Consider the following 17842-nt stretch of genomic DNA (forward strand, 5'->3'; position numbering starts at 1 on the left):
CTGCGCCATCCAGGCCCCAGACGCCGGACCGACAGGTTATTGGAGGTCACGGCCAGCGGGATCATCAGCAGAAACGACAGCATGCCGATGGTGATGTAGGGTCTTTTGACAATATCGGTCCAGATCTGACTGAGGATACCCACGTCGAGCACCAGCCAGACCAGCAGGTGCAGCGATACATAGAAGAAGGCAATCAGACCCAGAGCCCGCCGGAATTTGATCAGGTTAATCCCCAGATGCCGGCGTAGCGGTGTAATGGCCAGCCCGGCAATCAGCAGTTGCAGGGCAATCTCGCCCAACTCATGCTCCAGCGCCTGGATGGGTTCACGCCCCAGCCCGCCGGTCTGCGCCAGCCAGAGCAACCAGGGCACCGGCAGGACCATCAGTATGTAGAGAACCCAGGCAGGCACGCGGCGCGCCAGGGCATTGATGCGGTCTGTAACAGTCATACTGTAATCCTGTACCGCTGAAGTGTTCAGTAAAACTTTCTCAGGTCCATGCCATCATACAGTGATGCCACTTCTTCCTCATAGCCGTTGAACATCAGCGTCGGCACACGCGGAGAGAAAAGCCCGCCACCGATCACGCGTTCCGTGGCCTGGGTCCAGCGCGGGTGATCCACTTCGGGGTTCACGTTGGAATAAAAGCCGTACTCGCGCGGCTGAAGTTGCTGCCAGGTGTTTACGGGCTGCTCATCCGTCAGTGTGATCCGCACAATCGATTTGATCGATTTGAACCCGTACTTCCATGGCACCACCAGACGCAGCGGTGCACCATTCTGTTTCGGAATGTCCCGCCCGTAGATGCCGGTGGCCATAATGGTCAGGGGGTGCATGGCCTCATCCAAGCGCAGCCCCTCGACATAGGGCCAGTCTATCCAGGCCGCTTTCTGGCCGTGCATCTCGTCAGGGCGGTAAAGCGTTTCAAAGCGCACATATTTCGCGCCGCTCTGTACGCCGGCCATCTGCAGCATATCTGCCAGCTCAAAACCATTCCAGGGGATCACCATCGACCAGGCCTCGACACAGCGGAAGCGGTAAAGCCGCTCCTCGATGGTCATCGCCTTCATGATATCCTCAAAGGCATAGTCGCCCGGGTTATCGACCATTCCGTCGATCTTCACGCTCCAAGGGTCGATGGTCAGCGCTTCGGCATAGCGGGCCGGATCGCCCTTGTCCGTGCCAAATTCATAAAAGTTGTTGTACTGCGTAATGTCTTCCCAGGAGTTGGGTTCCAGCTCTTCAGCAGCGGCTGCCCGGCCACCCGCAGCAGCAAGGCCTATGCCAGCGACAGCCGCGCCCATGATCTGGCGACGGTTCAGATAAACCGCCTCATCTGTGACGTGGTGGTCCTTAAGTGTGTTCTTCCAGCGCAAAGCCATCGGGTACTCCGGTTCATACTCTTTGCACTGATGTAGAGGCCCGCACCGTCACGTCCAAACGAATTTGTCTCACAATCCGGACAGCGGACTGTAACGAAGGGCGTCAGAGACCCAGCAGTCCGGGCAGTTCGTCCATGCTGTCGAACACCGCATCACACACGTCTTCCAGCCGCGCGCGGCCGGTGTGTGCCGCATAACCTAAGGTCCAGATGCCAGCAGCCTTCCCCGCCCGGGCACCGTTTGCGCTGTCCTCGATCACCACGCAGCGTTCGGGCGCAATCCCCTCGGCCCGGGCCGCAGCCAGATAGACGTCCGGCGCGGGTTTGGGGTTGGGCACATCCTCGCGCGACCACACCCGGCCTGTCAGACGATCGGCCATACCGGTGCGGCGCAGCGTGATCTCCATTTTGCGATGCGGCCCGTTGGACCCGACGGCATAGACGATGCCCGCCGCGTCCAGCGCATCCAGAACAGCCAGCGCTCCGGGCACCGCCTGGACGTCCTTCTCCAGCACGTCAAATATTTCTGTATATATAGTGTCGACCCAGTCGTCCGGCAGATCAGCGCCCAGATCACGTGCTGTCTTCATGACACCGGCAATTGTGCCGCCCAGAAACAGATCGGAAATCTCATGCAGACTGATCTGCAGCCCGTGGCGGCCCAGGCTGTCCCGGATCACCACATCGGTCAGCGGCTCACTGTCCACCAGCACGCCGTCACAGTCAAAAATCACCATTTCGGGCGGCATCTTCAAAGCACTGTTCCTTTTCCCTGTCCGGGATGTTTGCGGGTGCCGCCTGCTCCGCGTCAATCGCAATCCACGCGGATCACCGGCAAATCCGGTGATCTCCTGACATTTTTGTTATTGGAAACCAAAATGGCCCCCGGCTTAGGGCGCTGCCTTTGCCTGTCAAACGACCCTGGCGGAAAACCCCGGTGAACCGAAACGTCGTGTCCTGCGTCTAACTCACAATGCCGATCACGGCAGACCAAGTGTAGCAACAAACAGGAGACACCATATGTTTCGCAAGACATTCATCAGCCTGACCGCCGCCGCCGCAATCGCAGGTACAGCCGCCATCGCCGGCAGCTACAAAAAGGACATCGTCGACACGGCCGTGAACGCAGGCACCTTTGAAACGCTCGTTGCCGCAGTGAGCGCCGCTGATCTGGTGGACACGCTCAAAAGCGAAGGCCCCTTCACCGTCTTTGCCCCGACAGATGAGGCATTCGCGGCACTGCCCGAAGGCACCGTCGAAACACTGCTCAAGCCCGAGAACAAGGACCAGCTGATCGCCATCCTGACTTATCACGTTGTGCCGGGCAAAGTCATGTCCACAGACCTGACGGACGATATGACAGCGGCGACTGTGCAGGGCTCCGAGATCACCATCGATCTGGACAACGGCGTGATGATCAACGATGCCACCGTGACATCGGCTGATATCGAAACTTCCAACGGCGTGATCCACGTGATCGACAGCGTGATCCTGCCGCCGGAAGCGTAAACCCTGTGGCGCGCCCGGCTAACCCCGGGCGCGCACCACGACAGATTGTGTGCGTCCAGAGTGCAGGGTCACTTGTTTGCACTGCACCAATGACAGAATTCAAAAGGGCTACAGTCTGCTTCTCCTCAGAGGGCGGTCTGGGACAGGGGAGCCGTCCACAGTTTGTTCTCAACGCATCCTCTTAAGCCGTCCATCAACAAAAACAGGGCTCCGCAGCTATGTGCAGAGCCCCTTTCTCAGGTCGTCCTGAAGCTTTACGCTTTGCGGCGGCGCGCTGTAATCAGGCCGCCGACACCAGCCAGCAGCAACAGTCCCGATGCCGGAACCGGAACGGGTTCCGGGGTTAATTCGGTAATTTCAATCGTCAGAAGATTGAAGTCCGAGGATGTGAAGTCAAAGAAACCGCTCAGTGTCGCCAGCGGCGGCAGTGAAGAGTCAGAGCCCGGAGGCGCCAGATCGATCCCGGTGCCAAAGTCCAGACCAAGAGCCTGTTGAATTGTGCCACTTTCGAGGGCACCCGAAGTGATGTCAGCCCCCTGGACAAAAGCGGCCCCTCCGCTCACGCTCAGGTCGTTCAGCTCGGTCCCGGCATCAAACACATTATTCCCGTCCACGACGATTGTTTGCGGACCCAGAAAAGCGCCATCCAGGCCGAAAATCTCAATCGGATCAAGATTGGCAATAAATGTGTCATTGGATGGCAGGATCATCGACAGAAAAGTAAAGAACCGATCATCAGCAGGATCAGCGATTTCCACGATTGTCGAACCTGCGTCACCGCCGGCTTGTCCCGGGCCGATGCCAGGAGAAAAAATCGGCCCCGGACCTGCATCGCCAAATACCGGCGCAGGCACGCCACCGCCGCCTTCTCTGGCCCGTTGATTTGCGATTGAGGTAGCGTCGGACGCAGGTCCGAACCGTCCGGTCTCCGCAAGATTTTTGAGCCCGACGGATGCGGTTTCCCCGATGGTTACCGGATCAAATCCGCCATCGTGAAAAGCGGTATAAAGCGGCGTGATGAACAGCGGCGTCGTGCCGTTGTGTGTCACGCTGATCTGCAGCGTGGTGGCGTTAGCCGCGGCGCTGAATGCCGCCAGTGACGTGGCAGCCAAAAGGGTTGTAGTGAGTAATTTATGCATCGTGCGCTCCCGGTACGGTTTTCTGTTTTTGGTGTAAAAAACGATTACCGTTGCGTGGTACCAGAGGCGCTCTACACAAATGATACACGTCTCAGTGATAGCGAACACAATGGATTCACGAGATGGTGATACCGCAGGTGATCGGGTTGTTTTCGGAAACGTGCGACCTGACAGCAATGGGATGTCACACTGAAAAACCGCGGGCCTCACAAAGGCGCGCCTGCCGTTTCATTTGACTGAACAAGAGATGTTTAAAATCGTGCCTGTGCTTTGCAGCAACCGTGGCCCTGTTGCCAAACGCAACACCGCCCCGAGAATGACTAAAGGCCCGCCAGAGCGGGCCTTCCACGTTCTTCACAAATGATCAGTGAATAACCGCATCATCCGGTTTGGGCCTGTTACTGGCCGCTACCCGGTCGCCGATGATCAGGCCCTCGTTGCCCGCGCTGACCCCGATGGTGTCGCCGTCTTTCACGTCACCGGCCAGCAGCATCTCTGCCAGCGGGTTCTGCAGCGCGCGCTGGATCACCCGTTTGAGCGGTCGGGCACCATAAACCGGGTCATAGCCCTCGTCCGCCAGCCATTTGCGGGCACCGTCGTCCAGGTCCAGCGTGATCTTGCGGCCTGCCAGACGTTTGAGCAGACGCGCCATCTGGATGGTGACAATACCGTCCATATTGTCACGGCTCAGGCGATCAAAAATGATCGTCTCGTCCAGACGGTTCAGGAACTCGGGCCGGAAATGCGCGTTGACCGCATCCCTCACATCCCGGTGCGCGTCCGCAGGGTCGGCGCCGTCCGGCAGGTGGCTGAGCGCCTGGGCGCCGAGGTTCGACGTCAGAATGATCAGCGTCTGCTTGAAATCCACCGTCCGGCCCTGACCATCGGTCAGCATTCCGTCATCCAGCACCTGCAGCAGCACGTTGAACACGTCCGGATGCGCCTTTTCGACCTCGTCGAACAGCACAACCTGATAGGGTCTGCGCCGCACCGCTTCGGTCAGCACCCCGCCCTCGTCATAGCCGACATAGCCCGGAGGCGCACCGATCAGACGGGCCACCGAATGTTTCTCCATGAACTCCGACATATCAATACGCACCATCGCGCTGTCATCATCAAAGAGGAATTCGGCCACCGCCTTGGTCAGCTCGGTCTTGCCCACGCCGGTCGGCCCCAGAAACAGGAAGGAGCCCAGGGGCCGGTTTTCGTCATTCAGACCCGCGCGTGCACGGCGCACCGCATTGGCGACCGACCGCACGGCCTTGTCCTGACCGATCACACGGTTATGCAGCTGGTCTTCCATGCGCAGCAGCTTGTCGCGCTCGCCTTCCAGCATCCGCCCGGCGGGGATACCTGTCCAGCGCTCGACAACACTTGCGATCTGCTCAGGCCGCACGGCCTCTTCGACCATCACGTCATTATCGTCATGGTTCTCTGCCGCTTCGAGCTGTTTTTCCAGCTGCGGGATCACACCATAAGACAGCTCACCCGCCTTGCCGAGATTGCCCTCGCGCTTGGCGATCTCCAGCTCGGCGCGGGCATGATCCAGCTGCGCCTTGATATCGCGCGCACCCGCCAGTTTGTCCCGCTCCGCCTGCCAGCGTGCCGTCATCTCGGTGCTCTGCTGCATCAGTCCTGACAGCTCTTTTTCCAACCGCTCCAGACGATCGGTCGATGCCGCATCATCCTCTTTCTTGAGGGCCTCGGCCTCGATCTGCAGCTGCATGATCTGGCGGTCCAGCGCATCAAGCTCTTCGGGCTTGCTGTCCACTTCCATACGCAGACGCGATGCGGCCTCATCCACCAGGTCAATCGCCTTGTCAGGCAGGAACCGGTCAGTGATATAGCGGTGGCTCAGCGTCGCCGCCGACACCAGGGCACTGTCCGAAATGCGGACCCCGTGGTGCAGCTCGTATTTTTCCTTGATGCCGCGCAGAATGCTGACCGTATCCTCGACCGTCGGCTCCAGGATCATCACAGGCTGAAAGCGCCGCGCAAGGGCCGCGTCCTTCTCGACATACTTGCGGTATTCATCCAGCGTCGTGGCACCGACACAGTGCAACTCGCCACGCGCCAGCGCAGGCTTGATCAGGTTGGCCGCATCCATCGCGCCATCGGCTTTGCCGGCACCGACCAGCGTATGCATCTCGTCGATAAAGAGGATGATCTCGCCTGCTGCCTCAGTCACTTCGGTCAGAACGGCCTTGAGACGCTCCTCAAACTCACCACGGTATTTGGCCCCGGCGATCAGCGCACCCATATCCAGCGCCAGCAGCTTTTTGTTGCGCAGGGATTCCGGCACATCGCCGTTCACGATCCGCAGGGCAAGACCCTCTGCAATGGCGGTCTTACCGACACCCGGCTCGCCAATCAGCACCGGGTTGTTCTTGGTGCGGCGGCTCAGCACCTGCATTGTGCGGCGGATTTCCTCGTCGCGCCCGATGATCGGGTCAATCCTGCCCGCCTCGGCACGTTCCGTCAGATCCATCGCGTATTTCTTCAGCGCGTCATAGCCATCCTCGGCTGTGGCCGTATCCGCCGTGCGCCCTTTGCGCACATCGTTGATGGCCGTGTTCAGCGCCTGAGCAGACACATCGCCCGCATCCAGCGCCGTCTTGGCACCCGATTTGACCATGGCCAGCGCCATCAGCAGACGTTCTGCAGGCACAAAACTGTCCCCGGCTTTTTTGGCCAGCGCATCCGCCTCTGCCAGCACCTTCTGTGTTGTGTTGTCCAGATAGACCTGCGCTGCATCGCCGGTGACTTTGGGCATCTTGCCCAGGGCCAGCTCCAGCGCATCCTTCACCCGCGCGGGTCTGCCACCCGCTGCCTGGATCAGATTGGATGCAAATCCCTGGTCATCATCCAGCAAAGCTTTGAGCAGATGCTCCGGTGCCAGCCTCTGGTGGCTGTCCCGTGTTGCGATGGTCTGGGCGGCCTGAATGAAACCGCGCGACCGCTCCGTGAACCTGTTCAAGTCCATGGTCGTTCTCCTTTGTCCAAGCGCCTGTCCTGCGCGGCACCCGTCTGAGCGGCATACCAGCGTCTGAGGCCTCATGTGTTAACTGGTGACAAAAACGCCCGGCTTCAAGACCGCACGTCCATCCCCATGACCGCAAACTACAGGAATGCGCGACAGGCCGCTTTGATCCCGATCAGACAGCCGGTGGGAAACGGCGGCGCCCATTCCCCGTTACCCGCCCGGCCGGCCCTGGTAAAAAGCTGATGTGGGGGCGTAAAACAGGTGGCATCTCAATGAACGCCAGCGCCAACAGCGTAACGAGTGGGCCTGTTTTGCCTGCCTGACATCAGACGGCGCATCGCGCAGGGGAAACCCGACCGCTTCCCCGGAGTGGTTTCCTGCGATGCATTCAGACTGACTGACAGTTTACCCGGAACATGGAGTACCGCATGTTCCGGGTTTTTACTGTGCCCGCATAGACATTCCCGACCCGCGCGCCTAATCACGCTGCGACATGCCGGGGGATCTGAAATGACGGATGACAGACTGATTGTAGCACTGGATGTGCCCGATGCGCTGGCCGGGCTGAAACTGGCCGAACAGATCGGCGATGCGGTCAGCTTTTACAAAATCGGACTGGGGATGCTGACAGGCGGAGGCCTGGCCCTTGCCAATGAGCTCAAACAGGAACACGGCAAACGCATTTTCCTGGATATGAAGCTTTTTGACATCGGCGCCACCGTCGAGGCCGCCGTCAGGGGTCTGGCACAGTTCGAGCTCGATTTTCTGACCGTGCATGGTGACCCGCATGTGGTGCGCGCCGCACGCGAGGGGGCCGGTGGCTCGCAGACGAAAATTCTCGCCGTGACCATCCTGACCTCGCTGGACCGCCATGATCTTGATGCGGGAATGATTGTGCCCGGCGACATCCCCGATCTGGTCCGGACCCGGGCCGCACGTGCATTCGAGGCGGGCGCAGACGGTGTGATCGCCTCACCGCAGGAGGCGGCTCTGATCCGTGCCCTGCCAGAGGCCGAAGGCAGGCTGATCGTGACGCCGGGTGTGCGCCCTGCGGGTGCCGATCTGGGCGATCAGAAGCGAGTCGCAACACCTGCCGAGGCCGTGGCCGATGGAGCGGATCATATTGTGGTCGGGCGTCCCGTCTGGACAGCCCGGGACCCTGCAGCCGCCGCGCGGGCCATCCAGTCAGAGCTGCAAAGCCCACAGGCCCACAGCCCAAACCGCTGAATCCGCAACATTATTTAAAGTTGTGCACAGGCCGGAGAGGGGTGACGAATCACCCAGCTTTTTACTCAACAAACTGTGGCTGAAGCACAACAGACAACATGATGTAGTTCGGATGCGGGAGAATCCTCTCGGTAGATTCACCTATGAGTGGTAAGTTGACGTAAGGTGATACTCCCCAACGGACCATGTCTTCCTGAGGTTCGTTACCTCCCCCCGCTTCAGGCAGCGGGGGGTTTTTCATGTCAAAGGGTGCAGGCCGGGCGTGTTCATCGGCGCGCAGACCGGTTAGACTGAACCAGCACCCTCAGTTTCCAAAGCCCTGAACATGCCCGCCCTCTGCCGTGACTGCCTGAAAGAGTTTGACGCCGGACGCCGCTGCCCGGCCTGTGCCAGCCCGCGCATCGTATCGCACCCCGAACTGCGGGACCTCTCCATTGCCCATATGGACTGCGATGCTTTCTATGCTTCGGTAGAGAAACGAGACGACCCGTCGTTGCAGGACAAACCGGTGATCATCGGTGGCGGCAGGCGGGGCGTTGTCTCGACCGCCTGTTACGTCGCACGGATCCGGGGCGTGCGCTCAGCCATGCCCATGTTCCAGGCCCTGAAACTCTGCCCGGAGGCGGTGATCATCAAACCGCGCATGGAGGCCTATGTGGAGGTGTCGCGCGCCATACGTCAGATGATGGAAGAGATGACCCCGGACATTGAACCCCTGTCGCTGGACGAGGCGTTTATGGATCTGTCGGGCACCGCCCGTCTGCACGGCGCGCCGCCTGCGGTGATGCTCGCACGCCTGATCCGGCGGATGCGCACCGAGCTGGGGCTGACCGGGTCCATCGGGCTCAGCCACAACAAATTCCTGGCCAAGGTCGCCTCTGATATGAACAAACCGCACGGGTTTTCCGTGATCGGCAAAGCTGAAACGGATGACTTTCTGCGCGACAAGCCCGTGCGGCTGATCTGGGGCGTGGGTCAGGCGGCCCAGGCCTCGCTGGACAAGGCCGGCATCCGCACCTTTGCCGATCTGCTGCGGTGGGAACGCACCGATCTGGTCGCCCGCTTCGGGTCTATGGGGGACAGGCTCTGGCATCTGGCGCGCGGCCAGGACCGCCGCCGTGTCTCTGCCCATGCACCGATGAAATCCATCTCAAACGAAACGACATTCCACGAGGACACCAGCGATCCGGACCTGCTGGACGGCCACCTGTGGCGCATGGCCGAAAAGGTGGCCGACCGGGCCAAGGCCAAAAACATGGCGGGCCGTGTCGTCACGCTCAAACTCAAGCGCGCGGATCATTCGCTGCTCAGTCGCCGGGTCAGCCTGCGGGATGCGACCCAGATGGCCGATACGGTCTACCGGACCGCGCGCGGGCTCTTTGATCAGGTCGGTGATCAGGGGCCGTACAGGCTCCTGGGCTGCGGGCTTTCTGATCTGACCGGCGCCAGCGATGCCGACCGGTCGGGCGATCTGCTGGACCCGGAGGCGCGCACCCGTACGGAAGCCGAACGCGCAACAGACAGGATACGGGCGCGATTTGGTCCGGATGCAATCCTGAAAGGCCGCGCCCTGCGCTGAGCTCTATTCAGCCGCCAGTGGAATGCGGCCCTGACCGATCTGGGCAATCTCGGCCACGACACCGCGCAGCGCGGTCCGCACCGCGTCAAAGTTCTCGTTCGGCTTGATCGTGCTCTCGTGCATATAGAGCGAGCGGTCAATCTCGACCTGCACGGCATGTTGCGCGCGCGCGGGCCGCCCATAGGCCTGGGCGATATAGGCTCCGGCAAAGGGGGCGTTGCGCGCCACAGTGAACCCGGCTGTGACGAAAGCGGCCTCGACCCGGTCAACCACATCGCCCGAAGCCGCAGCGCCGAACCGGTCTCCCAGCACCACATCAGGCCGCGTCGCGCCACTGCGCGCAATTCCGGCCACGGCCTCATGCGGCATCGAATGGCAATCGACCAGCACGGTCTGGCCAAACCGGCGGTGAGCGGTGTCCAGCAGGTCCTGCAGCTTCGCATGATAGGGATACCAGTAGGCATCCAGGCGCTCCTGAGCCTCCCTCAGGGTGATCTTGCCGTTGTAGATCGCGCGCCCGTTGGCGACGACGCGCGGAATCACCCCCAGCCCCGAGGCCACGCGCGGATTGTGCCCCTGACGGCGCACACCGCTGATCAGCGCAGGGTCCAGCTCGTCCGGGCTGCGGTTGAGATCCACAAAGGCGCGCGGTGCCCCCGCCCGCAGAAAAGCCGAGCCGAAATCTGTCGCACTTTCAAACAGACAGTCCACAAATGCATCCTCTGACGAGCGGATCACATGGTTGTCCAGAACCGAATGGCGCATCATCGACCACGGGTAATCCCGCCCGCTGTGCGGCGAGGCAAAGACCACGCAGGAGCCCGGGTGAACCGGCAAAGAGATATCAAAAGCTTTGGGCGACATTCGTATTCCTTCCTGGCAGAGCATAGCGCATAAAATATGAAAGCCAAAAGCTCTTGATCCCCCCGGCGACTCCTTTTATAGACCCCGGCACAGGCGCGTCTTTTCGCGCCCCATTTTTGTTTGGGGCAAAGGAATGCGTGCAGGTACGTGGGTGATTAGCTCAGCGGTAGAGCACTTCGTTGACATCGAAGGGGTCACTGGTTCGATCCCAGTATCGCCCACCACGTCTTTCACTGGCCCGGATCTCCGGGCCGCCCGCAACCCCGGCGCTGGCCCGCGCCACAACATGAGGAGAAGACCATGAAGGTTCGCAACTCGCTCCGCTCGCTCAAGAACCGGCACCGCGACTGCCGTGTTGTGCGCAGAAAAGGCCGCGTTTACGTGATCAACAAAACGCAGCGCCGGTTCAAAGCCCGTCAGGGCTGAGCCACCGCGCAACGCACTTTATCAAAAGCCGCACCTCCGGGGGCGGCTTTTTCTGTTCCGGGCACGGCCGGCAGGCTATCACCCGGGTGGGCAGCCGCCGACACAGAGCAAAAGGGGAAAGCCAGTGACAGTCAGGGACGAGGTCGCCGCCGTTGCTGCGCGCAACAACCCCAAACCGCCCCGCAAACTGGGCCAGCGGTACACCGTGGAAAAGTTTCTGCCCGAGGCCGGCAACACAGTCGTGTGCCACCTGGACCGCAGCGACCCGGCCCACAGGGCTGTTTTGCAGGCCCGCGCAGCCATCCGGGATCTGCCCGGCGCGGACCACCTGCTGTTTACCGCCGAAGACAGCCTGCACATGACCGTTTTCGAGGGGGTGATCGAAACAGGCCGGAAGCCAGACGCCTGGCCCGCAGAACTGGACCGCGCGGCCCCTGTGGACGCGGTCACCGAATACCTGACAGCGCGCCTCGCCGATTTCGCACCACCCCCGCCCTTTCAGGTGTCTGTCACGGCGCTGCGCCCCGGCGGGCTCAACCTCGATGGGGCCACAGCTGCAGACCGCGACACGATGCGCGCCTGGCGCGACGCGCTGACCGTGCCCTTTGGCTATCGCAATACCGGCCATGACAGCTACAGCTTTCACATGACCTTTGCCTATATCCGGGACTGGCTGCCCGATGATCTGCTGCCTGTGTGGGAAAAAGAACTGCAGACGATCCAGGACGATCTGGTGCGGGCAGCACCCGTCATCCCCCTCAGGCCCCCGGCCTTTTGCAGCTTTGCTGACATGAACGCCTTTCCCGAGCTGCTGGTTCTGGGCAGCTGACAGGCCGCACCGGCTCTGCGGACAGGAAATCCGGCTCTGACCTTGCGCAGACGGGCAAAGACAATACCTGCTGCACAGAACACTCTTACTGAAAGGCCGCACGATGACCGATACTTCCGCCTATACGCCCCCCAAAGTCTGGACATGGGAGACCGAAAGCGGCGGCACCTTTGCCAGCATCAACCGCCCGATCGCGGGCCCGACCCACGACAAGGACCTGCCGGTGGGCAAACACCCGCTGCAGCTTTACTCGCTGGCCACACCCAATGGCGTCAAGGTCACCGTCCTGCTCGAAGAGCTGCTGGCGCTGGGTATCAAAGAGGCGGAATATGACGCCTGGCTCATCAAAATCGGCGATGGCGACCAGTTTGGCAGCGGCTTTGTCGGCGCAAACCCGAACTCCAAAATCCCCGCTCTGGTCGATCACAGCTTTGCTGAACCCCAGCGCGTGTTCGAATCCGGTGCGATCCTGCTGCACCTGGCCGAACGCTTTGGAAAATTCATGTCCACCGATCCGGCGGCGCGCGCGGAAACCCTGTCCTGGCTCTTCTGGCAGATGGGGTCCGCGCCGTATCTGGGCGGCGGTTTCGGACATTTCTATGCCTATGCGCCCGAGAAATTTGAATACCCGATCAACCGCTTTTCCATGGAGGCCAAACGCCAGCTGGATGTGCTCGACCGTCAGCTGGCAGATCATGCGTTTATCGCAGGCGACACCTATACAATCGCCGATATTGCGATCTGGTCATGGTACGGGCAGCTTGTGCTTGGCCGCCTCTATGACGCGGCCGAATTCCTCGATGTGGAAAGCTATGAAAACGTGTTGCGCTGGGCCAAAGCGATCGATGCACGACCGGCTGTGCAGCGCGGCCGCATGGTCAACCGCACCTTTGGCGAGCCGGAACTGCAGCTGCACGAACGCCACGACGCGGACGACTTTGACACACAGACCCAGGATAAAATCGGCGATCCCGCCTGATTTTCCAGTCCGCTTTAAGGAGGGTGCCTGCTGAGAGTATCAGCGGCGCCCTCTTTTCATATTGTTTTTGTCAGGAATTCCTTGCGACTCGTCTCCGGATATGTTTCTGATGGTTTTAGTCGGGATTTACCCCGCACCTGAAATTCAAACGGACACCGGACATGACCCTTAGCAAACTGACCGTCGCAACAATCGCCCTGGCCGCAACCGCCGCGCCGACGCTGGCACTGGCCGAAGGCGAGCTCAACCTCTATTCCTCGCGCCATTATGATACCGACGAACGTCTCTATTCCGATTTCACCGAAGCCACCGGCATCACCATCAACCGCATCGAAGGCAAGGCAGACGAGCTGCTGACGCGCATGCAGGCCGAGGGCGCCAACAGCCCGGCGGATATCCTGCTGACGGTGGATACCTCGCGGCTGGCACGCGCCAGGGACATGGGCCTGTTGCAGAGTGCGGACAGCGACATTCTCGAACAGCGCATCCCCTCTTATCTGCAGGACGCCGACAATCAGTGGTTCGGCTTTTCCCAGCGGGCGCGCATCATCTTTTACGACAAGACCGAAGTGGAAAACCCGCCGCGTGACTATGTCTCGCTCGCCGATCCGGCCTACAAGGGCATGGTCTGTCACCGATCTTCGTCAAACGTCTACTCGCAGACACTGCTGGCCGCGGTGATCGAAAACCACGGCGAGGACGCCGCCAGAACCTGGGCCCAGGGCGTGGTCGACAATTTTGCCCGCGCGCCACAGGGCGGTGACACCGACCAGCTGCGCGGCCTTGTCTCCGGCGAATGCGATATCTCGATCTCCAACACCTACTACTTCGCCCGCGCCCTGCGCCGCGATGTCAAAGGGCTGGACAGCGACGCCATGGCCGGTATCGGCTGGGTCTTTCCCGCTCAGGGGGCCGAGGGCGCGCATATGAACCTCTCGGGCGGGGGCATCGCCGCCCATGCGCCCAACAGGGAAAACGCCGTGAAATTCCTCGAATACCTGGCCTCTGATCAGGCACAGCAATACTTCTCCGCCGGAAATGACGAATACCCCGCCGTACCCGGCGTCGGCCTGTCGCCCTCGGTTGCCGCCCTGGGGTTCTTCCAGGCCGATGACGTGAACCTGTCCGAGGTTGCAGCCAACGTGCCCACAGCGCAGAAAATCTTTAACGAGGTGGGCTGGGAATAAGCCACCAGCCGCATTCCCAAACCTGAAAAAACGCAGGCCGTGTCGACCCCCCGTCGGCGCGGCCTATGTTTTTCAGGGTGACCCAACAGGAGAAACCTGATGACCAATGGCCCCCGTAAAACCGCCAAAGACTTTGACCCCCGCATCCTGGAAATTTTCGACGGCTATGTACATGGCACCATGACCAAACGTGAATTCCTGAACCGTGCCGGAAAATACGCTGCCGCCGGTGTCACCGGCGCGATGATCCTGGAACAGCTGCAACCCAATTACGCACTGGCCCAGCAGGTCGCCCCGGATGATCCCGCCATCGAGACAGAGGTGATCGAATATGCCAGCCCCGAAGGCCACGGCACGATCAAAGGGCTGATGGCCCGCCCCGCCGGTGCCACCGGCCCCCTGCCCGCCGTTCTGGTGGTGCACGAAAACCGTGGCCTGAACCCCTATATTGAGGACGTCGTTCGCCGCACGGCCAAAGCCGGGTACCTGGCGCTTGGCCCCGACGGTCTGTCCCCGCTCGGCGGCTATCCCGGCACCGATGAGGAAGGCCGCGAAATGCAGCGCAGCATGGACGGCGCAAAGCTGATGGCTGACTTCTTTGCCGCCTTTGAATTCCTGCGCGGCCATGACGGGTCCACCGGCAAAGTCGGCGCAGTGGGATTTTGTTACGGGGGCGGTGTGTGCAACGCGCTGGCCGTGGCCTATCCGGATCTGGCGGCCTCTGTCCCGTTTTACGGACGCCAGCCCGCGGCAGAGGATGTGCCCAAGATCGAAGCCCCGCTGATGATCCAGTACGCAGGGCTGGACGAACGTATCAACGCAGGCTGGCCCGCCTATTCCGCGGCGCTGGCAGAGCACCAGAAGCAGTTCACGGTGAACTTCTATCCCGACGTGCAGCACGGGTTCCACAACGATACCACCCCGCGCTATGACGAGGCCGCGGCAACCCTGGCCTGGGACCGCACACTGGAACATTTCGCTGAACACCTGACCTGACAGGTGTGGCAAAGGAGGCAGGCCCCGCGCCTGCCTCAGCGCCCCCGCTGCCGCCCCACCTGGCGGCAGATCAGGATCACCGGCAGCAGCCCGATGGCCACAATCACCAGGCTGGGGACAGCCGCGCCCTCCAGCCGTTCATCACTGGCCAGCCGGTAGGCCTGAACCGCCAGCGTGTCGAAATTAAACGGGCGCATGATCAGCGTCGCGGGCAGTTCTTTCATCACATCAACAAAGACGATCAGCAGCGCCGTGAGCAGGCTGGGGGCCAGGATGGGCAGATGCACCCGCCGCAGCGTGCCGCCCGGCGTCTGCCCCAGCGACCGCGCAGCGGCATCCATATTGGCAGGCACCAGCGCCTGCCCGCCCTCATAAGCGCCCAGGGCAGCGGCCAGAAAGCGCACCATATAGGCCGCGACCAGCAACCAGATTGATCCGGTCACCAACAGGCCGGTGCTGATGTCAAACTGTGCGCGCATGAAAGCATCCAGCGCATTGTCAAAGGCGGCAAAGGGCACCAGCAGACCCACTGCAATAACGCCGCCCGGCACCGCATAGCCCAGACGCGCCACATAGGCCGCCCCGCGTGCCGCACGCCCTGGCCGCAGCCGCAGGAAAAAGCCCACACAGATGGCCGCGATCACCGTAATCCCCGCCGCGACCGAGGCCAGCACCAGCGAGTTGCGGATAAATCCGACATAGCGCGGGCTGAGCAGATCCTGCTCCGATCCCACGGCCATGGTCAGCAGAATGATCACCGGCAGCGCCGCCCCCAGCAGCACCGGCACGGCACAGGCCACCATGGCAATCCAGGCCTGCGGGCCGCGCAGCACCGCAGGCTCCATCGGCTGCTGACGGCGCGCGGGGTCATAATACTGCGCCCCGCCCCGCTGGGCGCGCTCCAACATCGCCAGCAGCAGCGCAAAGCTCAGCAGGCAGAGCGCAAGCTGCGCCGCCCCCGCCCGGTCCGCCAGGGAAAACCAGCTGGTGTAAATGCCCGTGGCAAAGGTCTGCACCCCGAAATAGGCCACCGTGCCGAAATCGGCGATGGTCTCCATCACCGCCAGCAACACACCGCCCGCAATCGCGGGGCGGGCCAGTGGCAGGCTGATGCGGAAAAACGCAGCCCATGCGCTCGACCCCAGCGCGCGCGCCGCCAGAAAGGTGGTTGCGGACTGCTGCAGAAAGGCCGCCCGCGCCAGCAGATAGACATAAGGATACAGCACCAGCACCAGCATCACCGCCGCGCCACCGACGGAACGGATCTCCGGAAACCAGTAATCACGCGGCCCCCAGCCTGTCAGATCACGCAGCAACGTCTGCACGATGCCCGGATGGTCCAGCACATGGGTATAGGCATAGGCCAGCACATAGGCCGGAAAGGCCAGCGGCATCACCAGGGCGATCTCGAACACCCGCACCCCGGGAAACCGCGTCATGGTGACCAGCCAGGCCGCCCCGACCCCGATGGCAAAGGTCCCGGCAGAGACAAGCACCACCAGAAGCAGCGTTGTCATGCTGTACCGGCCCAGCACCGTCTGAGCCAGATGGCTGACCGTCTCTGTCCCGCCACTCAGCGCCGCCAGCGCCACCGCCACTATGGGCAGCGCACAGACAAGCGCCACCACAAAGGCCATACCACCCAGTGCGCGCAGCCCGTCTCTGGGGCGGCGGGCACGCAGGGGCATCCCGGGGGCGATATCGGTCTGATCGGCCATACCCTGTTTTTGACTGTTTCTGTCGGAATTACCAGAGTGGCAGGGGCCACCAGATCACAAAATCATGGCCCGATGGTCGCAGCCACAGAAGACAACCCCCCCGCGCAAACCCGGGGCTCAACCCGGCGCGTCGCTGAAAAACGCAAGGATATCGTCAAAGGCCCCGGGGGCGGTCAGAAACAACAGATGCCCCTGCCCGGGATACCGGACAATTTCCGGCGCACCGAATTCTGCGGCGAAGCGTTCTGTCTGAGCAGCGCTGAACACCGGGTCCTCACCCCCGATGAAAAACCGCAGGCGGTCCGCTGCCAGCCGGGGCCGGTTTGCCAGACGCCATTTGCGCAGATTGTCCGAATGCGCCGCCAGCAGCGCAGGCTCGGGGTAGATCATCTCGTCCAGACGCGCGTCGGTGATCCGGGAGGCACGGGCATCCAGCGCCGCATCGCCCCGCACCCGGCGGCCAAAGAGCAGGGTTTTGTAATATTCCAGCCAGACGGTGTTGCGATCGGTCGAGCCCACGCGCGCGGCCGCCGCCAGCAGATCGGCACTGGTGCGCACCATGGTGGCCAGACCGCCCGCACGCTCCACAGCAGAGGACATCGCCGCAACCCGCACATCACCGGAAAACTGCTCGGCGGCACTTATGGCAATCGGCCCGCCCGTGGAATAGCCCAGCAACCGCCAGGCCTTGTCCGGGTGCTGCGCCATCAGCTCTGCAATTTCGGAAGCCGCCTGCTCAATGACCAGCGCAGGCTCAGGTGCCAGCCCGTCCAGCCCGGGAAACCGGTACCAGACCAGCGCGCGCGACGGGCTCTCCCAGGCCTCTGCGGGCTCAAAAATATCCACCCGGGCCAGCGCTCCGGGGATCATCACCACAACCTCATCCGCCGCGGCCACTGCAGCCGCATTAAAGCGCAGCGGCGACACATCGGGGCGGGGCGTTGTCTGCGGGGGCGAACAAGCGGTCACGGCCATCACAATCACACTCAGAAGATACCGCATCATGGGCCCGCCCTGTCCGGCTTT

The 17842-nt window shown here is 61.8% G+C and carries 16 protein-coding genes and 1 tRNA gene (1 of these 17 running past the window's edge); 9 read left to right on the forward strand and 8 right to left on the reverse strand.

Going from position 1 to position 17842, the window contains the following annotated elements; genetic code table 11:
* The 3 genes from msrQ to Q1A34_RS07055 form a co-directional block, all read right to left on the reverse strand.
* On the reverse strand, positions 1 to 449 hold the 5' portion of the coding sequence (msrQ, locus tag Q1A34_RS07045; RefSeq protein ID WP_300032464.1) for a protein-methionine-sulfoxide reductase heme-binding subunit MsrQ. It extends 157 nt beyond the left edge of the window; 449 of the gene's 606 nt are visible here — the first part of the coding sequence; its start codon is at positions 447 to 449; its stop codon lies beyond the left edge, outside the window.
* A gap of 26 nt (positions 450 to 475) precedes the next feature.
* Positions 476 to 1381, reverse strand: coding sequence for a protein-methionine-sulfoxide reductase catalytic subunit MsrP (msrP, locus tag Q1A34_RS07050; protein WP_300032466.1), 906 nt, complete (start codon positions 1379 to 1381; stop codon positions 476 to 478).
* 103 nt (positions 1382 to 1484) lie between these two features.
* On the reverse strand, positions 1485 to 2129 hold the full coding sequence (locus tag Q1A34_RS07055; RefSeq protein ID WP_300034077.1) for an HAD family phosphatase: 645 nt from the start codon (positions 2127 to 2129) through the stop codon (positions 1485 to 1487).
* A 271-nt stretch (positions 2130 to 2400) separates the two neighbouring features.
* Between Q1A34_RS07055 and Q1A34_RS07060 the strand changes: the two genes are divergently transcribed.
* A complete protein-coding gene (locus Q1A34_RS07060; protein ID WP_300032468.1) occupies positions 2401 to 2889 on the forward strand; it encodes a fasciclin domain-containing protein in 489 nt (162 codons plus the stop codon).
* A 254-nt stretch (positions 2890 to 3143) separates the two neighbouring features.
* Here the strand turns inward: Q1A34_RS07060 and Q1A34_RS07065 are convergent, their stop codons facing one another.
* Together Q1A34_RS07065 and clpB are read right to left on the reverse strand one after the other, a co-directional pair.
* A complete protein-coding gene (locus tag Q1A34_RS07065; RefSeq protein ID WP_300032470.1) occupies positions 3144 to 4028 on the reverse strand; it encodes a spondin domain-containing protein in 885 nt (294 codons plus the stop codon).
* 364 nt (positions 4029 to 4392) lie between these two features.
* On the reverse strand, positions 4393 to 7011 hold the full coding sequence (clpB, locus tag Q1A34_RS07070; protein ID WP_300032472.1) for an ATP-dependent chaperone ClpB: 2619 nt from the start codon (positions 7009 to 7011) through the stop codon (positions 4393 to 4395).
* 510 nt (positions 7012 to 7521) lie between these two features.
* On the opposite strand from clpB, the gene pyrF reads away from it, so the two are divergent.
* Both pyrF and Q1A34_RS07080 read left to right on the forward strand, forming a co-directional pair.
* Entirely contained in the window at positions 7522 to 8238 is a 717-nt protein-coding gene (gene pyrF, locus Q1A34_RS07075) for an orotidine-5'-phosphate decarboxylase (protein ID WP_300032474.1), read from the forward strand.
* 325 nt (positions 8239 to 8563) lie between these two features.
* The gene (locus Q1A34_RS07080) at positions 8564 to 9817 is read left to right on the forward strand and encodes a DNA polymerase IV (RefSeq protein ID WP_300032477.1); all 1254 of its coding nucleotides are present in this window, start codon (positions 8564 to 8566) and stop codon (positions 9815 to 9817) included.
* 3 nt (positions 9818 to 9820) lie between these two features.
* On the opposite strand, the gene Q1A34_RS07085 is transcribed toward Q1A34_RS07080, so the two are convergent.
* Entirely contained in the window at positions 9821 to 10681 is an 861-nt protein-coding gene (locus tag Q1A34_RS07085) for an N-formylglutamate amidohydrolase (protein WP_300032479.1), read from the reverse strand.
* Between the two features lie 149 nt (positions 10682 to 10830).
* On the opposite strand from Q1A34_RS07085, the gene Q1A34_RS07090 reads away from it, so the two are divergent.
* The 6 genes from Q1A34_RS07090 (at position 10831) to yghX (ending at position 15098) form a co-directional block, all read left to right on the forward strand.
* A tRNA-Val gene (locus Q1A34_RS07090) sits at positions 10831 to 10905 on the forward strand.
* A 76-nt stretch (positions 10906 to 10981) separates the two neighbouring features.
* Positions 10982 to 11107, forward strand: coding sequence for a type B 50S ribosomal protein L36 (gene ykgO / locus Q1A34_RS07095; protein WP_005850168.1), 126 nt, complete (start codon positions 10982 to 10984; stop codon positions 11105 to 11107).
* Positions 11108 to 11231: 124 nt separating this feature from the next.
* Positions 11232 to 11936: a DUF1868 domain-containing protein gene (locus Q1A34_RS07100; RefSeq protein WP_300032481.1), complete on the forward strand. Its 705-nt coding sequence runs from the start codon at positions 11232 to 11234 to the stop codon at positions 11934 to 11936.
* Between the two features lie 103 nt (positions 11937 to 12039).
* Positions 12040 to 12915: a glutathione-dependent disulfide-bond oxidoreductase gene (gene yghU / locus Q1A34_RS07105; RefSeq protein WP_300032483.1), complete on the forward strand. Its 876-nt coding sequence runs from the start codon at positions 12040 to 12042 to the stop codon at positions 12913 to 12915.
* 161 nt (positions 12916 to 13076) lie between these two features.
* Positions 13077 to 14102 (forward strand): extracellular solute-binding protein, encoded by a 1026-nt coding sequence (locus tag Q1A34_RS07110; protein ID WP_300032485.1) that lies wholly within the window; start codon positions 13077 to 13079, stop codon positions 14100 to 14102.
* Positions 14103 to 14201: 99 nt separating this feature from the next.
* Complete coding sequence (yghX, locus tag Q1A34_RS07115) at positions 14202 to 15098, forward strand: YghX family hydrolase (protein ID WP_300032487.1); 897 nt, start codon at positions 14202 to 14204, stop codon at positions 15096 to 15098.
* Positions 15099 to 15133: 35 nt separating this feature from the next.
* On the opposite strand, the gene Q1A34_RS07120 is transcribed toward yghX, so the two are convergent.
* Positions 15134 to 16816, reverse strand: a complete 1683-nt coding sequence (locus tag Q1A34_RS07120) for an iron ABC transporter permease (protein ID WP_300032489.1) — start codon at positions 16814 to 16816, stop codon at positions 15134 to 15136.
* Between the two features lie 117 nt (positions 16817 to 16933).
* A complete protein-coding gene (locus Q1A34_RS07125) occupies positions 16934 to 17821 on the reverse strand; it encodes an alpha/beta hydrolase (protein WP_300032491.1) in 888 nt (295 codons plus the stop codon).
* Positions 17822 to 17842: the final 21 nt, after the last annotated feature.

This window comes from uncultured Roseobacter sp., assembly GCF_947491795.1.
Taxonomy (GTDB): Bacteria; Pseudomonadota; Alphaproteobacteria; order Rhodobacterales; family Rhodobacteraceae; genus Roseobacter.

Bases quoted from the DNA above. Each gene is read 5' to 3' on its own strand.
- msrP (WP_300032466.1), bottom strand. From the start codon at position 1,381: ATGGCTTTGCGCTGGAAGAACACACTTAAGGACCACCACGTCACAGAT.
- Q1A34_RS07055 (WP_300034077.1), bottom strand. From the start codon at position 2,129: ATGCCGCCCGAAATGGTGATTTTTGACTGTGACGGCGTGCTGGTGGAC.
- Q1A34_RS07060 (WP_300032468.1), top strand. From the start codon at position 2,401: ATGTTTCGCAAGACATTCATCAGCCTGACCGCCGCCGCCGCAATCGCA.
- Q1A34_RS07065 (WP_300032470.1), bottom strand. From the start codon at position 4,028: ATGCATAAATTACTCACTACAACCCTTTTGGCTGCCACGTCACTGGCG.
- clpB (WP_300032472.1), bottom strand. From the start codon at position 7,011: ATGGACTTGAACAGGTTCACGGAGCGGTCGCGCGGTTTCATTCAGGCC.
- pyrF (WP_300032474.1), top strand. From the start codon at position 7,522: ATGACGGATGACAGACTGATTGTAGCACTGGATGTGCCCGATGCGCTG.
- Q1A34_RS07080 (WP_300032477.1), top strand. From the start codon at position 8,564: ATGCCCGCCCTCTGCCGTGACTGCCTGAAAGAGTTTGACGCCGGACGC.
- Q1A34_RS07085 (WP_300032479.1), bottom strand. From the start codon at position 10,681: ATGTCGCCCAAAGCTTTTGATATCTCTTTGCCGGTTCACCCGGGCTCC.
- ykgO (WP_005850168.1), top strand. From the start codon at position 10,982: ATGAAGGTTCGCAACTCGCTCCGCTCGCTCAAGAACCGGCACCGCGAC.
- yghU (WP_300032483.1), top strand. From the start codon at position 12,040: ATGACCGATACTTCCGCCTATACGCCCCCCAAAGTCTGGACATGGGAG.
- Q1A34_RS07110 (WP_300032485.1), top strand. From the start codon at position 13,077: ATGACCCTTAGCAAACTGACCGTCGCAACAATCGCCCTGGCCGCAACC.
- yghX (WP_300032487.1), top strand. From the start codon at position 14,202: ATGACCAATGGCCCCCGTAAAACCGCCAAAGACTTTGACCCCCGCATC.
- Q1A34_RS07120 (WP_300032489.1), bottom strand. From the start codon at position 16,816: ATGGCCGATCAGACCGATATCGCCCCCGGGATGCCCCTGCGTGCCCGC.
- Q1A34_RS07125 (WP_300032491.1), bottom strand. From the start codon at position 17,821: ATGATGCGGTATCTTCTGAGTGTGATTGTGATGGCCGTGACCGCTTGT.